Origin of the sequence: Tardiphaga sp. 862_B3_N4_1 (assembly GCF_051811085.1) — a bacterium.
In the GTDB taxonomy this organism is placed as follows: Bacteria; Pseudomonadota; Alphaproteobacteria; order Rhizobiales; family Xanthobacteraceae; genus Tardiphaga; species Tardiphaga robiniae.
This window is the reverse complement of the sequence record NZ_JBPWQB010000001.1, coordinates 567,110-586,022: the sequence shown is the minus strand read 5'-3', so window position 1 is coordinate 586,022 and position 18,913 is coordinate 567,110. Positions and strand designations below refer to the sequence as shown.

The window sequence follows — 18,913 nt, the reverse complement described above, 5'->3', positions numbered from 1 at the left end:
TCAGCGCGGCTGGCATTAAGAACAGTTCGACCTGTTCTCCAGGATAGGTTGGGCGACGCCATGCCGCGCTCCAAGCCCCTCGCGATCTGAATTGAGCAACCTATGCCGAGGTATTGTCGATCCTATTTGCTAGCCTAATCGATCATGGATACGGCCCGGCATACCGTCGCCGATGCCGCGAGCTGCGCGGCGATTAACAGGAGAAAAACATGAGCCCAGATGTTGCTTCGCGCCCGGTTAGAACGGAGCCGGAAGAGCTGGTCCCGTCGCGCTACGCAGTGAAGATCGGTGAGATTGAGGTGCTGGTGATCAGCGATGGAGTACTCCCGCTTCCAACCACCATGTTAGGCCATAATGCCGACCCGAAAGCCCGTGCTGCCTGGATGCACCACATGTTCCTGCCGCCGGACGCTTTCGATTGGGCGCTCAATGCAGTCGTGGTGCGTAGCGGCGGCAAGACCATCCTCATCGACGCAGGCTTGGGGTCAGACCCTGATTTGAACCTGCCGCGAGCCGGACAGTTGATCAAACGAGTGGAGAGCGCCGGCATCGATCTCGCATCGGTCACTGACATTGTGCTGACGCACATGCACATGGATCACATTGGTGGCCTGCTCGTCCCTGGCATCAAGGATCGACTTCCCTCCGACGTACAAATCCACGTGGCCGCGGCCGAGGTCAAATTCTGGGACGCGCCGGATTTTTCCCGCACCTCCATGCCGCCCGGCTTCCCGGATGCGCTGCGGGCAACTGCGAAGCGGTTCGCCAAGGAGTACCACAACCAGCTGCGGCAATTTGACGACGAATACGAGGTGGCGCCGGGAGTAATCGTACGTCGCACCGGTGGCCATACGCCGGGACACAGCATCGTCCGCGTGGCTTCAGGCAACGACGCTCTCACCTTCGCCGGCGATGCCGTGTTTACGGTCGGGTTTGATCACCCCGACTGGTTCAATGGCTTCGAGCATGATCCCGAGGAGGCAGCCCGCGTGCGCACGCGCTTGTTGAAAGAGCTAGCAGCCACCGAAGAATTGCTGGTGGCAACGCACATGCCATTTCCGTCCGTCGGACGCGTGGCGATCGACGGCGATGCTTTTCGATGGGTACCCGTGTACTGGGACTACTGACCGTTCGACAAGCGACCTCCGCAAAACGGCGGCCGGCCTGAATAAGGCCGGCCCGAACGAGGCTTAGCTCCTGCCATGCTTGGCAATGATCATCTATCGCCGCTCATCCTGCTCAACGTCCTTGGCATTGCAGGCATCTGCGTCTGGCATCTGCAGGGCCGTGGCCGCCCAACAAGCCGCCTGATCGTACAGATCCTGTTCTTCGCCGGCATGAGCCTTGTGCTCTTTATGGCAGGGATTCCTCCGAGTTGGACCGATTATGTCCACACTCAGGGCTGGGCCGTACTGCTCGTAAAACTGGCCGGTGTTCTTTGGTGGACCCACCTTGCATGGACAGTAATCGGATTCATCGACATATATGTGAGGCTGAACCACAAACCGCGCGAAGCCCATCTGATCCAGGACATGGCCGTTGCCGTGATCTATCTCGGCGCAACGCTCTCGATTGTACGTTTTGTGTTTGGAATGCCGCTCGGCACCCTGGTGACGACTTCAGGCGTCGTCGCCGTCATTTTCGGCCTCGCGTTACAGAACACACTCGGAGACGTCTTCTCTGGCATCGCGCTAACACTCGGCAGAGCCTATATGCTCGGCGACTGGATCCGATTGAGCGACGGCACCGAGGGCCGTGTCACCGAGACCAACTGGCGCTCCACAAATCTTCTGACCGGCGCGAACAATATCGTCGTATTGCCAAACAGCATTCTCGCGCGGCAGGGCGTGACAAATATCAGCCGCCCCGACGAAACTCACCTGATCGTGCTGAGCGTCCGCATTGCAGCAACGCAAAGCCCGAACGTTGTAGAGGGCGTCCTGCGGTCCGTGCTGGAGGCGAGTACTCGTATCGTCAGGAACCCAGCACCGGTCGTCGCCCTAAAGAGCATCGACGCGATCGCTATCGAAGCAGAGCTTCAGTTCCGCGTCGCCAGTCTGGGCGTTGGAAGGGAAGCCAAGAATGAGATCGTCGAACTAGTCTACTGTCAATGCAGGCTGAACGGTCTTTCACTGGCAATACCACCCGGAATATTTCCGCCTCAGACAGATGTCAGATGAGCTATCCCAACCACGGGGACCGCCATAAACAGCCTCGGCCTCAGCCACTGCCAATGTTTGCTTTGCTGCTACACACCCGGTGTTCGCGCATCGAATGTTATGGAATTCTGACGCTGACGCGGGTCCCTTTTTCCGCCCTGCTCAGTCCTCGTCCTGCCACCTGCGCAGATTCGTCTGGTCATGATAGGCCATGCGGTCCGGCGTGGTGATGAATTCGATCGTCGTGCCCCATGGCATGCGGCAGTAGCAGACCTTGTTTCCTGAGCCTTTCTCGGTGGCATAGGGAATAGCGCGCGGCGCGGTCAGCGGAGTGCCTCCGGCCTTTGCAAAGCGCTCGACCGAAGCGTCGATGTCGTCGGTGTAGACACCGAAATGTGTGATGCCGAAGTCGCTCGCCCGGACCGGCTGGGCTTGTTCAGGGCCGTGCATTTCGAACAACTCGATGTCCGGCCCGTTTCCGATCTTGACCATCGCCTGCGCACGCACGACCGTTCCGGGAAAAGCGCCAGTGGCCCGTTCGAATTCGGATCCCTGCCGCGGCGGATCCTGCGGCCCGAAGGACTGGTAGATCACCTGGCCGCCGAAAGCTTCCAACAGGAACGACTTTGCTGCTTCGATGTCGGGCACCGTGATGCCGATGTGATTGACCCCGCGGATGACGGGTGTGGTCATGACACTCTCCTTTGTTGTTGATTTGATCGGCACGCGCCCCGATAGCGCGGGGCGCCGGCTTTTAATGGGCCTTGAGGAACTCGATCAGGGCAGCTGCGACTTCGTCCGGGCGCTCGTCCGCGACATAGTGGCTGCACCGCGCGATCGAGCCGCCTGTCACATGGACAGCGAACTCCTTGAGCATCGGCACCATTTGCGCGCCGAACCGGTGGTCTCCGCCGAGGCCAAGCACCGGTATCTCGAGCGGCTGCTTCTTGTATTCGAGCGCGGCCGCATGGTCGACGGCGAAGGCGCGGTACCACTCCATGCCGCCGCGGGTGCGGCCGGGAAGCGCCATCGCTTTCGCATAGATCTCGACGTCAGCCGGATTGAAGGTGCTGTGATCGTAGAAGCGTTCAGCCATGAAGGCCGACACATAATCATATTCGCGGCCATAGATCAGGCGCTCGGGGAGATCCCGGTTCATATGGAAGCTGAAGTGCCAGAGCCTGGCGACCGTCGCTTCCCATCCGGTCCAGCCGGGAAGCGGAACGTCGAGCACGGCGAGGTGGGTAACAGCCTCCCGATAGATGGCGGCCTGGGGCAACGCGACCATTCCGCCGATGTCATGCCCGCAGACGGCGTAGCGTTCATGTCCGAGGGCAACCATGACGCCATGCGCGTCGCGCGCCATCGTCGCCTTGTCATAGCCGTCCAGCGGGCAGTCGGAAAAGCCCGCGCCGCGCAGATCCATGGCCACCACACTGAAATGCTCGGCCAGTCCCGGCATCACATGGTGCCATTCCCACCACGTTTCCGGCCAGCCGTGCAGCAGGAGGATCGGCGGGCCCGAGCCTCCCGTGACGGCGTTGATCTTGATGCCATTCACCGGCACCAGTTGCTGGGTGAACCCTTGCAAAGTTGCGATCATGATCGCTTTCCTGTCAGGTGTTGACGTTCAAAGGGAGCTCGTGGCCAGCGCTCATGGCCGATCGAAATCGGTGGCGATTGTGAGGTCGCGCCAAGCGTCGATATCGCTGCGGAACGCAGCCAGCTTTCGCTCGGCGATTGCGTGCGCGACCGGGCCGAGCGGCAAATGAAGCGGGGCGTCATTGGCGTCGACTGCCTGCAGGATCACTGCGATCGCCTTATCGGGATCGCCCGCCTGACTGCCATTGTTGGTTTCGCGATAGTGCCTGCGCGAGCTCGCGGCGTATTCCGGCATCTCGGCGGCCGCTATCGTGATCGAACGGCCAAGGAAGTCGGTGCGAAACGGCCCTGGTTCGACGATCAGCACACGAATGCCGAACGGCTTCAGCTCGCCGGCAAGTGCTTCGGAAATTCCTTCCACGGCGAACTTGGCGGCGTTGTAATAACCGCCGCCGCCCCCGCCCGCGATGCCCGCGCCGGACGACATATTGACGATCGTTCCGCCCGAACGTCGCAGGACGGGCAAGGCGGCTCTAGTGGTTTCGATCAGACCGAAGACGTTCACCTCGAACATCGGCCGATATTCTTCAGGCGTGCCCTCCTCGATCGCGCCGAACAGTCCGTAGCCGGCATTGTTCACCAGCACGTCAAATCCGCCGAAGGTCTCGACCGCCTTCGCGACGGCTGCCTTTGCTGCCGCCGCATCGGTCACGTCGAGTGGCAAAGAGATCATGCGGCCACCGAAAGGCTCAGACATTTCCTCGATTGTCTTGACGTTGCGGGCCGTCGCGATCACCCGGTCGCCGCGATGCGCTGCAGCGAGCGCGAGCCGCTGACCGAAGCCGCTTGAGCAGCCTGTGATGAGCCAGGTTTTCATTACTTCTTCTCCGAGTTGTTTTCAGATGTCGCCACGCGACCGCCCCCGCGAACCGTCATATCGGCCAGGATCGACCAGTCCTTCTCGCCAAGGCCCGCCGAGACGGCTTTGCTGAGGCCGTCGCGGACGGCTTCCAGCATCGGCAGCGCGCGTCCGATCTCGTTGCAGGCCTCCGTCGCCAGGCGCATATCCTTGAGCGCGAGCCTGGCTTTGAAACCCGGCTCGAACGATCGTTCGGTGATCTGCGCGCTGTAGCTCTCATAGGCGCGGCCCGAGAACAGGGTGCCCAGGATGAGTTCGAAGAAGTCCGCACGGTCTAGGCCCGCGCTTTCGGTCAGCACGACGCCCTCGGCCATCGCCTGGATCGCCATGCCGATCATCATGTTGCAAGCGAGCTTTGCCGTATTCGCCCGAGCGGGGCTCTCTCCGAGCTTCCAGACCTTTTTGGTGAGCGGTGCGAGCAGCGGCTCGATCGCGGCCATTGCATTGCTCTTGCCCGCCGCCAGGATGTTCAACTGGCCAAGCGCCGCGACGCTCGGTCGGCCGAGCACCGGCGCGGATACATAGCCAAGGCCCGCTTCGTCGTGCAGGTGCTCCAGCTCCCGCGCGAAAGCGACCGAGATTGTCGATGTGACGACATGGGTCAGCCGTGGCCGCGCACTGGCCAGCAGACCGGCATCCAGGATCACCTCCCGAATGGCCGCATCGTCGGACAGCATCGTGAACACTGCGTCAGCCGCGAAGGCGTCCGCCGCGTGTTTGACTAGCGTGACCCCGCGAGCGCTGTCCTGGATGACGCAGCTTCGGTTCCAGGCCAGTACGTCATGGCCGGCCTTCGCCAGGTTCAGGGCCATTGCCGAGCCCATACTGCCAAGACCGATAAATCCGACCTGCATTTTCTATCTCCTTTTGCTCAGATGGGGCTGGGCGCAGAACCAGACGCAGCTGCCGGCGTTTGCCAAGCCCGTTGCGACCAAAGCTCTGCTGTCGATGCCGCGCTTATGAGCTCAGCGCCCGGCCGCCCTGAACCACGACGACACGGCTTCCGACCTTGACCCGGCTATAGAGATCGACGATGTCCTGGTTGATCAGTCGAATGCATCCACTTGAAACGGCGTTGCCGATGGTCTCCGGCTCGGTCGTTCCATGGATACGGAACATCGTGTCCCGGTCGCCCTGATAGAGGTACAGCGCACGGGGGCCGAGGGGATTGCCGAGGCCGCCCGCCAGCCCGCTGGCGAGATGGCGATACCGCGCAGGCTCCCGATCCATCATGTTCTGCGTTGGTCGCCAATGCGGCCACTCGGCCTTCCGCTTGATGGTCGCAGCGCCCGCAAAGGCGAGTCCTTCCCTGCCCACTCCAATGCCGTAGCGCATGGCCTTCCCGTCACCCTCCACCAGGTAGAGGTGACGAGCAGCCGTATTCACAACGATCGTTCCGGCCGGCTCATCCGTCGGATAGTCCACGCGTTGCCGCAACATGGCTGCATCAATGCCGGATGTATCGACTTCCGGTATGGTGTGAATTCCGTCGATGAGCTCGGCGTAGGCGGCAGGCGTTGTGGTGATCTCCTTCTCCGCCAAGCTGCTACTGCGGCTGGCGCAACCCGCCAGCAAGACTGTGATTGCAGCGATCCCTGAGAGGCGCGCGAAGTGCCTTGCCTTTATGATCATCATACCAATTCCCAAACCATGCGCGCCGTTGCGTCGAACATTGAAGCTCCTGAGGTCGCCTGACCTTCGATATATCAGCAATAAGGACCGTTCGGTTCCAAATTGCAGTTTAAAGAATAGTCTCCATCAGGAGATCGATATTTTTCAGCATGTCGTCGCGACGCGATCCGACTTTTCCAAGAATCCTCATGCCTTGGGCATGGGAGACGATGAAATGCGCCATGACCCCGGCATCGCAATGCTTCCGGATCTCGCCGGCAGCTTGCCCCTTCGCGATCGTCGCTGCGAACAGGTCTTGAAGCCTAGCGAAAAGACCCTTGATCAGGTCTGCGATGTCTCGATCTCCCGGCAACATCTCAGCGGCGGTCAGGACTGCGAAACATCCGCGAACACCTTTGCTTCCAGAAGACAAATCCGCATACCGAATGAGAGCGTTGCGGATGGCCGCCTTTGGCGAAGGGTCCGATCGAAGAACGTCCTGGACGTTCCGCACGCCGTCATCGGTATAGAGTTTGAGCGCGCGCAGGAAGACAGATTTCTTATCGCCAAAAGCCTTGTAGAAGCTGCCCTTCGAAAGCTCCATTCCCGCAAGAAGGTCGGGCAGCGAGGCATCGTAATAGCCACGATCCCAGAAGACCTGCATTGCTCGCCTCACCGCCTCGTCGAGATCGAACTCACGGGGGCGGCCGACGGGTAGTTGAGAATTGGTAGCCATCATGCAAGCAATATAAACCGAATGGTTCCGAATCGCAATAGGGAGCGATGTAATTCGGCGAGCCTTAGGATGTTATGTTGCTAAACGCACTTTTTTTGCTCGAAACGCGACTTATTACTCTTGGAGGCCGCTCGGATTTGCCGTCATCAAAGTGGTGACCTCTTCGCCCGTCGGCGCGACGTCATTCACATCGGAATCAAGCTCGATGTAAATCCCCCCGCTTCGCTCCGCAGTTTGACAGCCGCTAGATAGAACGGCGAGATTGCGCGTTTCAACGTTGCGCATCCAGGGATCCACCATGACAGCGATAGAGACCATGCCGGACTACGACCGATTGCTTCGCGACAATCTCGAACGCGTTTTCAACGAGCGCGATGCGGCTCGGCGTGACGCTGTCATCGCCGAACTGTTCGTAGCCGATCCCGTGATGTACGAGCCGACCGGCGTCGTGCAAGGCCGCAGCAACATCTCGGACGTCGCTGGCAAGCTGCTGGCTCAGTTCGGTCCGGATTTCTCTTTTGTGCCCGATGGACCTGCCGTTGGCCATCACGGCCTCGCCGTGTTGCGCTGGCACGCCGGGCCGAAGGACGGTCCTATCGCGGTCACCGGCGCCGACGCGGCGGAGATCGAGGCTGGTCGGATCGTTCGCCTCTGGGTGCTGCTCAACCCGCCGGCGTGACAGCTCTTGGCCGCAGGGGCGGACCTGCGTCGCCATCGGAGCGGCGCTGGGCGGTGCCGTGATCCGTGCTCGGCTCAGTTACCCGCCGCTGGGCATTCGCCAACCGGATGTTATGGAATATCGCTACTCATCGATTTGCTTTGAATGACGCCGTTGCGTTTGGCATTGAACTGCGCGCAACCGATCACCGCCGACGACACGACAGGTGGTGATATTCGGCCGCCTACTTCTTGCCGCTTGGCCGAGATCACCCAGCTTTCACATCCAACTCCGTCAGTGAACGCCGATCCTTGGTGTCGGATTCGCGAGATAATCGGTTTGGAACGATGGGTAGAAGCAGGTGCGACTGATGTTCAGGCCCAGTATACAATGTCGTTGTTCCCTGGAATATCATAGCCGGCCTGTCGAATACGTCGTCGTGCAGCCAGGGACCAGATCCACGATGCGGAGAGCCCGCATCGCCATTCTCTCTCGCGAAGTCGCTGCCGCGAATATCGAGAGCGATGCGATATCCCTGCGGGAGCACGATGCACGTCGGCCAGATCTCGACATCCAGTTCATAGATTTGACCGGGGGTCAGCGGCTGCTTCTCGTCATGCGTATGATAAGGTTGATACGGCGTCGAACGCTCGGCACATAGTTTTCGGTGAGAGGCCCGCAGCCATCCCTGCGCGAGCGGCGTATGAGGATCGACCGTTCCTTGAAACTCGACTTCACGGCCATCCGGAGCAAATGCTTGCAGCGTGACGAAAACGTCTGCATCGACCGTCGATGACGACAGGAATAGCTTGAGCGACAGCGGTCCGGTGAACTCCGTCTCGCTTTCGAGCGGAGGCGACGTCCATTTGAGATGATCGACCGTCGCCGCGAATGACGTCACGCCCTTTGCGGCGGGTGGCTCCCACGCCAGAGAGCGATCTCCGGCGTCCAGATACAGCTTGGTCCACTCGGTTCCAGCGAGGGGCCAGGCTTCCTCCTTCCTCAACTGAACGGCTTCCGTGAAGGGGCGACGAAGGTGCAGCCAGACACGCGGCTCGCCATCCCAGCCGTTCTGCTCTCCCCGCAGGAAGAAATCGAAGAAGCGCTTCTGCAGATTCATTCCGTATTCGAGGTAGAACCATTCTTCATGCCGTCCGGGATGCGCCTCAAGCCACTTCTGCTCGGACGCTGCATTCGTGAATGCGGAGAAATTCCCGCGAGGGTGTAATCCGTAACCGGCCCAGTTCGCTGCACTCAGGAACGGCGTGACCACCTTGGACCAGTCCGGCGATCTGCGCCGATACCACTCATCCTCCAGTTCTCGCGCGCGAGCGTTGGCAAGCGTTGCCAAACGATTTGACGCAAGTTGCTCTTTCGACAATTCCTCCGGTCCGGACGACGACTCGTTCAACCAGATATCTGGCGGTGCATCCGGATTGCCATGCTGAACTGACAGAACCTGACGGGGGTACCAATTCTCGAGAAACTTGTTCGAGAGGATTCCTCCATGGCGGAAAAAGTCGCGATAGGTGTCGGCGGCGCCCTCCCAAGGTATCATCGCGGTGAGATGCGGCGGCTGCAGTGCGGCGACATGCCACTGATTGATCGCATAGTAGGAGATACCGTTTAAGCCGACCTTGCCGGTAGACCACGGCTGCACGCCTGCCCACTCGATGGCGTGATAGTAGTCGAGGGTCTCGCGCTCGGAGAGAATGTCAAGAAAACCGGGAGAACGCCCGGCTCCGCGAGAATCCACGCGCACGACCGCGTATCCCCAGGAACCCCAGATCTCTGGATCAACTGTCTCCCACGTGAGCCAGCGTCGCTGCGATCCCGGCAAGAGATCGGGATGCCTGCTCGTCATCCAATCCCAACTTGGCTTATAATGATGATCCTGATACCGGACCCCCTTCCCGTACGGGCCCATCGTCATGATGACCGGCACCGGCCCGGCGAGGTCGGGCCGATAAACATCGGCACGCAGCTGCAAGCCATCGTCCATGGGAATGGGAAGATCACGTTCGATTATCATTGCAAAAGACCTATCGGAGGGAAGAGAAGCCATCGGCTATAGGCTATTCAGCCGTCACACCCGAGGCTTCGACGATGCTGCGCCACTGATCGACGAGTGAGCGATAAAACGCTGGAAGTTCTTCGGGCTTTTCCGTTGCCGGATTGACCCCGAGTTCGAGCAGCTTTCGCTTCATTTCGGGCGTCGAGATCGCATCGGCGAAGGCGTTGGCGAGCTTCTCGACGATCGGCTTGGGCGTCGCGGCCGGAGCGAGGAATATCTGAAAGCCTCGGGCCTGCGTAAAGCCACGAATGCCTTGCGACGCCAGCGTCGGCCAGTCCGGATAGGCGGCGGTCTCGTCAGGGCTCGTCGTCCCGATCAGCGTGACCTGTCCCTGATCGACATAGGGCTTCGCGGAAACGATCATGGCGAGATCCGCTTCTCCGGAAATCACCGCCTGTATCGCGGCTGCTTCGCCCTTGTACGGAACGTGCAGCATATCCACGCCATTTTCCTTCTTTAGGACTTCCCCGAATAGGTGTCCGGCCGAGGCGTGTCCGAATGTGGCATAGGTGAGTTTGCCCGGATTCTTGCGCGCATAGGCGAGAAATTCCTGCGCATTTTTGATCGGCAGTTTGGTTGATGCGACCAGGGCGAGTTGGGTCTCACCCACGCGTGCGATCGGTGCGAAGTCCTTGATCGGATCGTATTGAAGTTTCTTGTTCAGGGTCGGCAACGCGCCATGAGACGCACCATTCGCGAGCAGAATGGTGTAGCCGTCCGCGGCCGCCCGCATGACGTTGGTGCTTCCGATCGCACCGCTCGCGCCTGGACGATTCTCGACGACGAAGGTTGCTCGGAGGCTCGCCGCGGCCTTATCGCCAACTAAGCGCGCCAGAATGTCTCCCAGCCCGCCCGCTGCGCTGGGCACGACGATCGTGATTGGTCTGCTCGGATACTGATCGGCGCCCCCGCTGGTGGCGCCGATGCAAACTCCGGCAACGACAAGGGCCAACATCTTTATCATCTGCACGCTCCCTCCTGGACGGCGGGCCATGCAGATGGCCCGCTTATGCCCTCGTTCGCGGGGCTTGAGGGAGAATGGTCACGTTTTGTGGTATCTTTAAAATAGATATTTACTATGCACGCCATGCCTGTTCAGCATATCATGTCGATATGGATTTGATCTCGCTCCGCTTTTTCATCGAGACGGCCCGGCAGCGCAGCATTTCGAAGGCCGCCGTCTCTCTCGGCGTAGTCCAGCCGGCCCTCTCTCGTCGTATCCAGTTGTTGGAAGACTCTTTGGGCGTTCGATTGCTCATGCGACACCGCAGGGGCGTCGAACCGACAGAAGCGGGCCACATATTGCTCGCGCGCGGGGAGCTTCTTCTTAGAACGTTTCAGCAGGTCGAGGCCGAATTGCGTTCGGAGGGGGCCGAGCCTCTTGGTCAGGTTGGGCTGGGTTTCCCGCCATCGATCGCCAATCTTTTCATGGGTCGACTGCTGTCTCAGAGCCTTGCGAAATATCCCAAGATCGAGCTCTATCTGCAAGAGGACTACGCTCTCGCGGTTCGCGATGCTTTACTTGCCGGGAAGATAGACTTGGGCATCATGAGCTTTGAAGCGCAGCACCCGGAGCTCGCGTCGCAAGCTCTGTTCGAGGAATCCATGTGGTTGGTTGGCACTCCAGAGAACTGGACTTTCGGCGATCGCAACGCGTCCCTCAGGGCCAGTGTTCTGAACGACCTTCCTTTGATCGTTGGAAGCTTCATGCACACGCTGCTGAAGAAACATGAGATACGGGGGAAGTTCCGGCTCCGCGTCCTGACGGAAGCGAATTCGTTGACGCTGTGTCGAGAAGCACTTCGCGCCGGTGCCGGCTTTCTGGTGGTCCCGCCCTCTTCCTTCGACCGGGAACTCCGATCAGGAGAATTCGTCGGAGCACCGTTGCAGGGCCTAGCCGTGACCCGCGGCCTATTCCATCATCGCGATCGTCCGCTCGGTCGCGCGGCTCTGGCCATCAAAGCGATGATCGAGGAAGAGGTCCGACAACTTTGCCAATCGCGTTCCGAGATCATCCGCCCCTTGAAGCGTGTCGATGCGAGTCTTGCAGGGCGAATACGAAAATCGAGCTCGGGCGCTCGGTAGACGAGAAGCTATCTTGCTTTCCCCGCCCCCATTTTCGCTATCGACGGTGCGTCAGGGACGATTTGCTGGGTCCACTGATGGAATTCGTCCCGTATTTGAAATTGGGCGCCAGACGGACAGTGAATTCTTGTCACGCGCAGTCATTTTCGAAATGCCGGATAGCCAGCGAGCTTTGGATTTAGGCAAGTAGCTCTAGATATTTGCTGTGCAACAGATGCTCAATTCGTTCGTCCTCGAGACGAGACTTCGCCAGCAGCATCTCCACGAGATCAGCGTCAGTGAGCACGATTATATATCCGCGCGATCGTGAAGATGCGTCGCGACATCGCTTTAGCAAAGTCTTCCCGTCGTCAATTGAGCGGCAGGTTATAATGCCTAGCTTTCCGCGATTGTCGTCGAAGCGGCCGAGAAGTTGGTCAAGCTCTTCATTTGAGATGTCCTTCGAGTAATTTTTGCACTCAACAATTACGGTGTTTGCGTTCACTTTCGCGTCGGTTCGTCGTTGAGCGAAGAAGCCGGTGTCCGCTGAGTTGATGAACACAACATCGATGCGCTTCCGCCCATCGCTAACTTGCCATTCTTTGCGAGGCTGCGTGAGGTACGGGTAAAAAAGCGCCGTGAAGGAGCCTAATACTAGCGTGTGATATTCTGACGCGGCTTTAGGTCCGGGAGGAATATTTCGGAAAGCTTCTGCTAGCTGAGCGCATACAGCGGTGATCGTTGGAGCGCCGTCATCATCGTCGAAATTGACCAATGCACGTTGCGTCTTAGCAACTTCTTTGTACATGGCGAGCAATTCCGGGTGAGCAATCACCATTTCAGCAATGTACGATTTGGATTTCGGATGCTGTTCGCGAACGTCTTTTTTGAAAACTCTCGGCTGGCCTTTGACCGTTTGCACAAGGGCACTGTTCGCCCTGATATTCTCAGAAACAAGAAAATCTGTGAGCTGCTTGTTGTAAAAAGCTTGGCTGTTTATCGAGAGTGACCTGCGCACAATATATTTGGGCACTAAGAGGACTGGATCTGCGTCTATGTAGGGCAGTTGGACGATCCTCGCGACCCAATTCCTACGCCGTTGATCCCATGACGCTGGGCCGGAGTAGTTCTGTGCTTCGATGCTATATAGTTCGCACTGTTGCTGGGTATAATCCACTAACAAGTCGCGAATAATATTGGTGGTAAGATCTGAGATCTTGTCCCGATCGACACCCTCCACGTATAGCGCCATCTCGGAGAGATCCGACAACAGCCCCGACTTGTATGCCTTGCTCCCGGAAATGGCATCGATAAGCTGCCGAGCTTGGCCTGGTCCAACTCCCCGACCTTGAGGATTGTCCCTAGAAACACCAAGGTAAGTCTCCTTCGGTTCGGTTAAATGCGACATGAGCCCGACCGCACGAACCCTGTCGCCGTCTCTAATGGCTGCTAAAACTTCAGTGAAGAATGTTCGGATGTTGTCTGAAGCGCTTGCGGCCCAAACGTCGTCTAGAATTTCAATTGCATAGGGATCTACGTAAACAGGGGTATCGAAGGTGTTGCTAACATCCACAAAGTCCAACTCATGCTGACTTAAGCCGAGTTGAAAGTGCTCCGAAAACCGGGCCATTATGCCTCCGTTGATCTTTTTTATGATGCCAATCTGGCGGTCCGAGACGCCGCTATTTTAGAGCGGCAATTACTCGCCCTTCTAAATCCTGCAGCGATGTGTCGAATTGCCTGCCTAGCACTGATATCAAAGACACAACTTAGAGCTACTGCAAAGGCCAGCTACCCGTCTCGCAAGCAAAACACGGGATAACTAAATCGACGGCAGCGCGCTGCCCGGCTCCTCTGCCTCGGTCGCAGTGCGGATCGCATCGGCGAACTGCGTGCGCGCGCGGTGCTGCCACCTCCCGCGATGCCGACGAGCTCATAGTGCCGGCCGCGGAGTTCGCCTGGATATCGTCGATGATCAGATCGAGGTTGCGGTCGGGTCGACAACCTTCGCCAGATGGCGCGGGTGAGTGAGCGGCTCGCGTGCGGCGAAGATCACCCCCTCGACGCGGCCGATCCATTCGCGCCAGCGGAGCGCGGTCGGCAAATCTGTCAGCCTGGTATCCAGCGTGATGTTGGCTTTCGGTTGGCGTCCCATCCTACAGCCCGTAGAGGCGGAAGCTCAACCGCCCCGTCAGTTCGCGGACGGCGCCGACTGACACCAGCCGTTTGAACAGCCGTCGGCTGAAGCGATCGTTGGGGCCTGCCCTTCCCGCCCCGGCCCTCTAATGCTAGGAATCCCTGACTGGGCCGCGCCATCGCATATGACGGACTGGCTCCCAAGAAGCCACGGCCTCGATCGAGGCGGTTGTTCAGGCGCCTCTGGCCAACGCTGCGGACTGCGCCGGCGAAATCTGCGCGACCAGCGGATCAGCGTGGCGGTGCGCCAGCCGCCAATCGGTGCCATCGTGGCGATAGACCAGGGTGACCCTCAGCGGCCAATCCTGCGCCGGCAAGCCGCCGACCTCGCCATGCCCGTGCTCGATGACGGCGAGGACCACCATGTCGGTCGTCCCATAAGCTTGGACCAGTTGCTGTTTCAGGGTTCCGTTCCTGAAGAACCGGCCGATCGCCTCCCAGCTGGCCTCCGTGATATCCACTCCGCGCGACGGCTTGCCTCCGAACGGCGACATCAGGGTGAAGTCGTCCGTAAGCGTGATCAGGGCACGGTAGCTACCGATATCACCGCGCATGAGTGCGGCGTTCGCCTCTTCGGATCGTTCGACAAGGTCGGTTATCGCTTGGTCGACGGACGAGTTTTTTCCAGACCGGGCTGAGCTACCCGTCGCGAGGGATGCAAACCCGGCTCCGCCCGCGGCGAGAAGTGTGCGTCGTGTGGTTGGCATAGTGTGCTCCTGACAATCCTTTTCCAGAACTCAAGGCCTTTACGGCCGCGCTTCGATAGGTGGATCGCAGTTTCTCCCTACTGAATCCAATGATATGATTTCAGCGATATGCTGCAGCAAATTGACCTGTCCCGCACCGACCTCAACCTCCTGGTCCTCTTCGAGGCGGTCATGGATGAGCGCCATGTTGGTAGGGCAGCGGACCGGCTGATGCTCTCGGCTTCGGCGGTCAGTCATGGCCTCGGACGGCTTCGTCGCCTGCTTAACGATCCGCTGTTCGTGCGGACGCCGAAGGGCGTTGTCCCGACGGATCGCGCCACAGAGCTTGCGGCGCCGATAGCGGACATCCTGGCGCGGGTCCGCAGCGTGATCTCAACCGCCGAGCCGTTCGATTCGGCAACGTCCACGCGCCGCTTTACGATCGGCGCGCCGGACGGCGTCTCCGCGGTCTTCCTGCCGTCGCTGCTGGCCGAACTGCGGCGGAGCGCCCCCGGGATCGATATCAGCCTGCGTCAGGTGTTGCCGGTGCAGGGAGAAACGGCGCCCGAGCGGGCCTGGCGCGAGGCTTTGGCCGATTTGGACACGCGCGCCATCGACATCGCTGTCGTTCCCAGCGACGACATTCCAGCTCGTTTTCACCGGCGAACCCTATACGAAGAGGATTTCGTGATCGCCTTGCGCGCCGGGCACCCATTCGCGAAGGGCCCGACCCTGAAACGTTATTGCGAGATGCAACATCTGGTCGTCTCGCATGCGGGCGATCCCTATGGCTTCGTCGATCAGGTTCTCGCCAACGAAAACCGCTCGCGGCGGATCGCGCTGACCGTCCCGAACTTCATGTACGCGCTCGCCGTTGTTGCTGAGACCGACCTGATCTCCGCCATACCGCGGCGGTTTGCCGCTCTGCATGGGCCACGCTTCGGCGTCGTCAGTCTCGATCCGCCGCTGCCGCTTGGCAGCTTCCGGCTTAATGCCGTCGTACCTGTCGCTGCGATGATGGATGCAGGTTTGGCATGGCTTCTCGATATGCTCGGAAAAGAGTGAGATCTAAGCCGGATCGCCGCTTCGCGATACGCTGCGACCGACGACCGCCCGCTGCTGCGCCTGAATGGCGCATCGCCTCCCGTTGTCTGTTAGCGCCAGCACCTCGCGCTCATGCCTTTGTTGCGGCGCTTTGCGCCATAAAATCCGCCCAAACCGCCCCAGGTTATGGTTAATAAAAACGAGTGATAATGTTGCCTTATCGTTCGTTATTCGCGTAGGGCTCAAAATGAGTCCCGACGGGTCCAGCGCTCAATTCGATCCCTCGGAAGACTCCGTGCCGGCTCCGGCCATCGTTGGGCGGGGGGCAACCGTGACCATCAGCTGCAATAGACTCCCACCCGCGAGACCGGGGTTGTCAATCGCCGCGGCTTCGCAGTTCGGATTAACACTCGTTGGTGTTGTGCGACATCGACAACTTCTAGTCTATCAACGACGCGCACGGTGACAACGGTGACATTGGACTTCGGGCCCTGTTGCGCGGGAGTTCAACCAGTCGAGCGCGAAAGTGACGACGTCGGGCGTGGGGGGATCAAGAGTTCGCGGTATCCCTGCCGCCCACCGATGCCCTCAGTAGCTTGCTGGACCCGGCCGTAAAGATCGCCACTCGTCGCTCTTTAGGACCCTTGAATGGTACCAACACTCCGCGATCAACCCGTTGGCCCCGAAGATTCCTAGTCCGAGAAATCCATCAGCTCCGGTCATCCGGTTTTTCATTCACGAAATCGTCCGGAATCTCACGCAAGAAATTCTGGCCCTTCTGTAAGCGCCGGCCAAGGGTCTCGATAAAACCTTCAAACCGCTCGCGGCCTTTGATCTGGGCGGCAGCCTGCACGTCGTTCGGCAAGGGCGGCGTGATCGTCAGCCAGAAACGCACAAACAACGCTAGTGTTTCGGCGGTCAGGCCAACATCCCGCTCCAGCCTCTGCATTTGTCGAGACAGCCGATCGAGGCGGCGCGCAAACGCCGCCTCACGCCTGTCCTCGCCGTCCGGCGATAAAAACGATGCGACCGCTGCTTCCACGATCGCCGACCGAGAAAGCTTCTTGCGGTCGGCAAGATCGGCGATCTGCTTCAGAAGCTCCGGTGGGAAATACACATTCATCCGGTCGCGCATGGTCTCACAACTCCATGCCATCGTTAGGGTCAAGCGAGACCTGGCGGGCGATGCCACGCATCTGCTGGCGCAAAATTCGAGCCCGACTGGCGGCATCGTCCGCCTCGTCGTCGATTACAATGGCAAACTCGTCCGCCGGCCTTGGGGCGGTCGTCTCCTTGGCGATGGCGACGTGATCGGGAAGCTCGGGTTCGCGGCGCAAGCCGCTGTTGGCGGCATCCTGTTCCGCCTTCTGGATCTCACTAAACAGCACGGCGTCCGGTGCCTGCGGTGTTAGATCCGACCACCCATCCGACCGTGACGACCGGCCCGACTTCGCCGGATCGGGTGGCGCCAGCACCCGCTCGGTGAAACGGCGATCCTCGTAATAGCGAGCTTTCTTGGCCCGGATCGGGGGCGTACCGGCAATCATGACGATCTCGTCAGTGGGCGGGAGCTGCATCACCTCGCCCGGCGTGAGCAGCGGTCTTGCCGTCTCCTGTCGCGAGACCATGAGGTGGCCAAGCCACGGATTTAACCTGTGACCGGCATAGTTCTTCATGGCGCGCATCTCGGTCGCTGTGCCGAGCGCATCGGAGACACGCTTGGCTGTGCGCTCGTCGTTGGTGGCAAAGCTGACGCGGACATGGCAGTTGTCGAGGATCGAATTGTTGGCGCCGTAGGCTTTCTCGATCTGGTTCAGCGACTGCGCGATCAGGAAGCTCTTGATGCCGTAACCTGCCATGAAGGCTAGCGCGGATTCGAAGAAGTCGAGCCGGCCGAGCGCTGGGAACTCGTCGAGCAGCATCAGGATGCGGTGACGGCGACCCTTCGCGTGCAGATCCTCGGTAAGCCTGCGGCCGATCTGGTTCAGCACGAGGCGGATCAGCGGCTTGGTCCGCGAGATATCGGACGGCGGCACCACGAGGTAGAGCGTCGCTGGCCGCGGATCGGCGATCAGGTCGGCAATCCGCCAGTCGCAGCGGGACGTGACCTCGGCGACGACGGGATCGCGGTAGAGGCCGAGAAACGACATGGCGGTGGAAAGCACGCCCGACCGTTCATTGTCGGACTTGTTCAGCAACTCGCGTGCGGTCGAGGCGACGACGGGATGCGGACCTTTTTCGCCGAGGTGTGGCGTGGTCATCATCGCCTGTAGCGTTGTCTCGATCGGCCGCTTCGGATCCGAGAGGAACGCGGCGACGCCGGCCAGTGTTTTGTCCACCTCGGCGTAGAGGACATGCAGGATCGCGCCGACGAGCAGTGAATGGCTGGTCTTCTCCCAATGGTTCCGCTTGTCGAGCGATCCCTCCGGGTCGACCAGCACGTCGGCGACGTTCTGGACGTCTCGTACCTCCCAGTCGCCGCGGCGGACTTCCAGCAGCGGATTGTACGCCGACGACTTGGCGTTGGTTGGATCGAACAGCAGCACGCGACCGTGCTGCGAGCGGTAGCCGGCAGTGAGCTGCCAGTTCTCACCCTTGATGTCGTGAACGATGGCCGAGCCTGGCCAGGTCAGAAGCGACGGCACGACCAGGCCGACACCTTTGCCGGAGCGGGTTGGCGCGAAGCACAGCACATGCTCCGGGCCGTCGTGACGCAGATACTCGTGGCCGAGCTGGCCGAGCACGACCCCATCTGCGCCAAGAAGCCCGGCTGCCTTCACCCCGCGCAGATCGGCCCAGCGCGCCGATCCATAGGTCTCGACGTTCTTCGCCTCCCGCGCTCGCCACACCGACATGCCGATCGCCGCCGCGATCGAGATGAAGCCGCCTGACGCAGCCATGAAGGCGCCCTCGACGAAGACCTGTGGTGCATAGGCATCAAAGACGTACCACCACCAGAAGAAGACGGGCGGATAGTAGACCGGCATCCCGGCGAGTTCGAACCAGGGTCGGCCGAGCTCCGGCTGGAAGCCGAGCCGCCATGCCGTCCACTGTGTGGCACCCCAGATCGTGAGCAACACGATCAAGAAGACGACGGCGATCTGGCCCCAGAGAATTTTGGTCGCGGACATCGCGGACATCCTTCTTGTGGTTAGGCGTTGCGG

Annotated in this window: 19 protein-coding genes and 1 pseudogene; 5 read left to right on the top strand and 15 right to left on the bottom strand. The window is 60.0% G+C overall.

Annotated elements, in window-relative coordinates; all coding sequences use genetic code 11:
* Positions 1 to 209 precede the first annotated feature (209 nt).
* Both AB8B02_RS02830 and AB8B02_RS02825 read left to right on the top strand, forming a co-directional pair.
* Complete coding sequence (locus tag AB8B02_RS02830) at positions 210 to 1,127, top strand: MBL fold metallo-hydrolase (RefSeq protein ID WP_439063051.1); 918 nt, start codon at positions 210 to 212, stop codon at positions 1,125 to 1,127.
* 75 nt (positions 1,128 to 1,202) lie between these two features.
* Positions 1,203 to 2,180 carry a mechanosensitive ion channel family protein gene (locus AB8B02_RS02825; protein ID WP_439063050.1) on the top strand — a complete coding sequence of 326 codons (978 nt, stop codon included), beginning with the start codon at positions 1,203 to 1,205 and terminating at the stop codon, positions 2,178 to 2,180.
* A 141-nt stretch (positions 2,181 to 2,321) separates the two neighbouring features.
* Here AB8B02_RS02825 and AB8B02_RS02820 read toward each other — a convergent pair whose 3' ends face one another.
* From AB8B02_RS02820 to AB8B02_RS02790, 7 genes are all read right to left on the bottom strand, one after another.
* Entirely contained in the window at positions 2,322 to 2,852 is a 531-nt protein-coding gene (locus AB8B02_RS02820; protein WP_439063049.1) for a VOC family protein, read from the bottom strand.
* A 61-nt stretch (positions 2,853 to 2,913) separates the two neighbouring features.
* A complete protein-coding gene (locus AB8B02_RS02815) occupies positions 2,914 to 3,762 on the bottom strand; it encodes an alpha/beta fold hydrolase (protein WP_439063048.1) in 849 nt (282 codons plus the stop codon).
* A 51-nt stretch (positions 3,763 to 3,813) separates the two neighbouring features.
* Positions 3,814 to 4,638: an oxidoreductase gene (locus AB8B02_RS02810; RefSeq protein WP_439063047.1), complete on the bottom strand. Its 825-nt coding sequence runs from the start codon at positions 4,636 to 4,638 to the stop codon at positions 3,814 to 3,816.
* Positions 4,638 to 5,534, bottom strand: coding sequence for an NAD(P)-dependent oxidoreductase (locus AB8B02_RS02805; RefSeq protein ID WP_439063046.1), 897 nt, complete (start codon positions 5,532 to 5,534; stop codon positions 4,638 to 4,640). The genes AB8B02_RS02810 and AB8B02_RS02805 overlap by 1 nt, the downstream gene beginning before the upstream one ends.
* A 103-nt stretch (positions 5,535 to 5,637) precedes the next feature.
* The gene (locus tag AB8B02_RS02800; RefSeq protein ID WP_439064572.1) at positions 5,638 to 6,312 is read right to left on the bottom strand and encodes a L,D-transpeptidase; all 675 of its coding nucleotides are present in this window, start codon (positions 6,310 to 6,312) and stop codon (positions 5,638 to 5,640) included.
* A gap of 109 nt (positions 6,313 to 6,421) precedes the next feature.
* Positions 6,422 to 6,955 carry a TetR/AcrR family transcriptional regulator gene (locus AB8B02_RS02795; protein WP_439063045.1) on the bottom strand — a complete coding sequence of 178 codons (534 nt, stop codon included), beginning with the start codon at positions 6,953 to 6,955 and terminating at the stop codon, positions 6,422 to 6,424.
* Positions 6,956 to 7,141: 186 nt separating this feature from the next.
* Positions 7,142 to 7,312, bottom strand: coding sequence for a hypothetical protein (locus AB8B02_RS02790; RefSeq protein ID WP_439063044.1), 171 nt, complete (start codon positions 7,310 to 7,312; stop codon positions 7,142 to 7,144).
* A 13-nt stretch (positions 7,313 to 7,325) separates the two neighbouring features.
* Here AB8B02_RS02790 and AB8B02_RS02785 point away from each other — a divergent pair, with 13 nt between their 5' ends.
* Positions 7,326 to 7,706 carry a nuclear transport factor 2 family protein gene (locus AB8B02_RS02785; RefSeq protein WP_120287945.1) on the top strand — a complete coding sequence of 127 codons (381 nt, stop codon included), beginning with the start codon at positions 7,326 to 7,328 and terminating at the stop codon, positions 7,704 to 7,706.
* Between the two features lie 247 nt (positions 7,707 to 7,953).
* Here AB8B02_RS02785 and AB8B02_RS02780 read toward each other — a convergent pair whose 3' ends face one another.
* Positions 7,954 to 9,717 carry a CocE/NonD family hydrolase gene (locus AB8B02_RS02780; RefSeq protein WP_439063043.1) on the bottom strand — a complete coding sequence of 588 codons (1,764 nt, stop codon included), beginning with the start codon at positions 9,715 to 9,717 and terminating at the stop codon, positions 7,954 to 7,956.
* A gap of 43 nt (positions 9,718 to 9,760) precedes the next feature.
* Positions 9,761 to 10,723, bottom strand: coding sequence for a Bug family tripartite tricarboxylate transporter substrate binding protein (locus tag AB8B02_RS02775; protein WP_439063042.1), 963 nt, complete (start codon positions 10,721 to 10,723; stop codon positions 9,761 to 9,763).
* Positions 10,724 to 10,797: 74 nt separating this feature from the next.
* Here AB8B02_RS02775 and AB8B02_RS02770 point away from each other — a divergent pair, with 74 nt between their 5' ends.
* Entirely contained in the window at positions 10,798 to 11,844 is a 1,047-nt protein-coding gene (locus tag AB8B02_RS02770) for a LysR family transcriptional regulator (protein WP_439063041.1), read from the top strand.
* A gap of 178 nt (positions 11,845 to 12,022) precedes the next feature.
* Here the strand turns inward: AB8B02_RS02770 and AB8B02_RS02765 are convergent, their stop codons facing one another.
* From AB8B02_RS02765 to AB8B02_RS02750, 4 genes and pseudogenes are all read right to left on the bottom strand, one after another.
* A complete protein-coding gene (locus tag AB8B02_RS02765; protein WP_439063040.1) occupies positions 12,023 to 13,453 on the bottom strand; it encodes a hypothetical protein in 1,431 nt (476 codons plus the stop codon).
* A gap of 345 nt (positions 13,454 to 13,798) precedes the next feature.
* Positions 13,799 to 13,978 carry a hypothetical protein gene (locus AB8B02_RS02760; RefSeq protein ID WP_439063039.1) on the bottom strand — a complete coding sequence of 60 codons (180 nt, stop codon included), beginning with the start codon at positions 13,976 to 13,978 and terminating at the stop codon, positions 13,799 to 13,801.
* A 1-nt stretch (position 13,979) separates the two neighbouring features.
* Positions 13,980 to 14,066: pseudogene (locus AB8B02_RS02755) on the bottom strand (DUF1403 family protein); the annotation flags it as partial.
* 126 nt (positions 14,067 to 14,192) lie between these two features.
* Complete coding sequence (locus AB8B02_RS02750; protein WP_439063038.1) at positions 14,193 to 14,726, bottom strand: YybH family protein; 534 nt, start codon at positions 14,724 to 14,726, stop codon at positions 14,193 to 14,195.
* A 108-nt stretch (positions 14,727 to 14,834) separates the two neighbouring features.
* Here AB8B02_RS02750 and AB8B02_RS02745 point away from each other — a divergent pair, with 108 nt between their 5' ends.
* Complete coding sequence (locus AB8B02_RS02745; RefSeq protein WP_439063037.1) at positions 14,835 to 15,770, top strand: LysR family transcriptional regulator; 936 nt, start codon at positions 14,835 to 14,837, stop codon at positions 15,768 to 15,770.
* A 688-nt stretch (positions 15,771 to 16,458) separates the two neighbouring features.
* Here AB8B02_RS02745 and AB8B02_RS02740 read toward each other — a convergent pair.
* Both AB8B02_RS02740 and AB8B02_RS02735 read right to left on the bottom strand, forming a co-directional pair.
* A complete protein-coding gene (locus tag AB8B02_RS02740; RefSeq protein WP_439063036.1) occupies positions 16,459 to 16,884 on the bottom strand; it encodes a CopG family transcriptional regulator in 426 nt (141 codons plus the stop codon).
* 4 nt (positions 16,885 to 16,888) lie between these two features.
* On the bottom strand, positions 16,889 to 18,880 hold the full coding sequence (locus AB8B02_RS02735; protein WP_439063035.1) for a conjugal transfer protein TraG: 1,992 nt from the start codon (positions 18,878 to 18,880) through the stop codon (positions 16,889 to 16,891).
* Positions 18,881 to 18,913 lie beyond the last annotated feature (33 nt).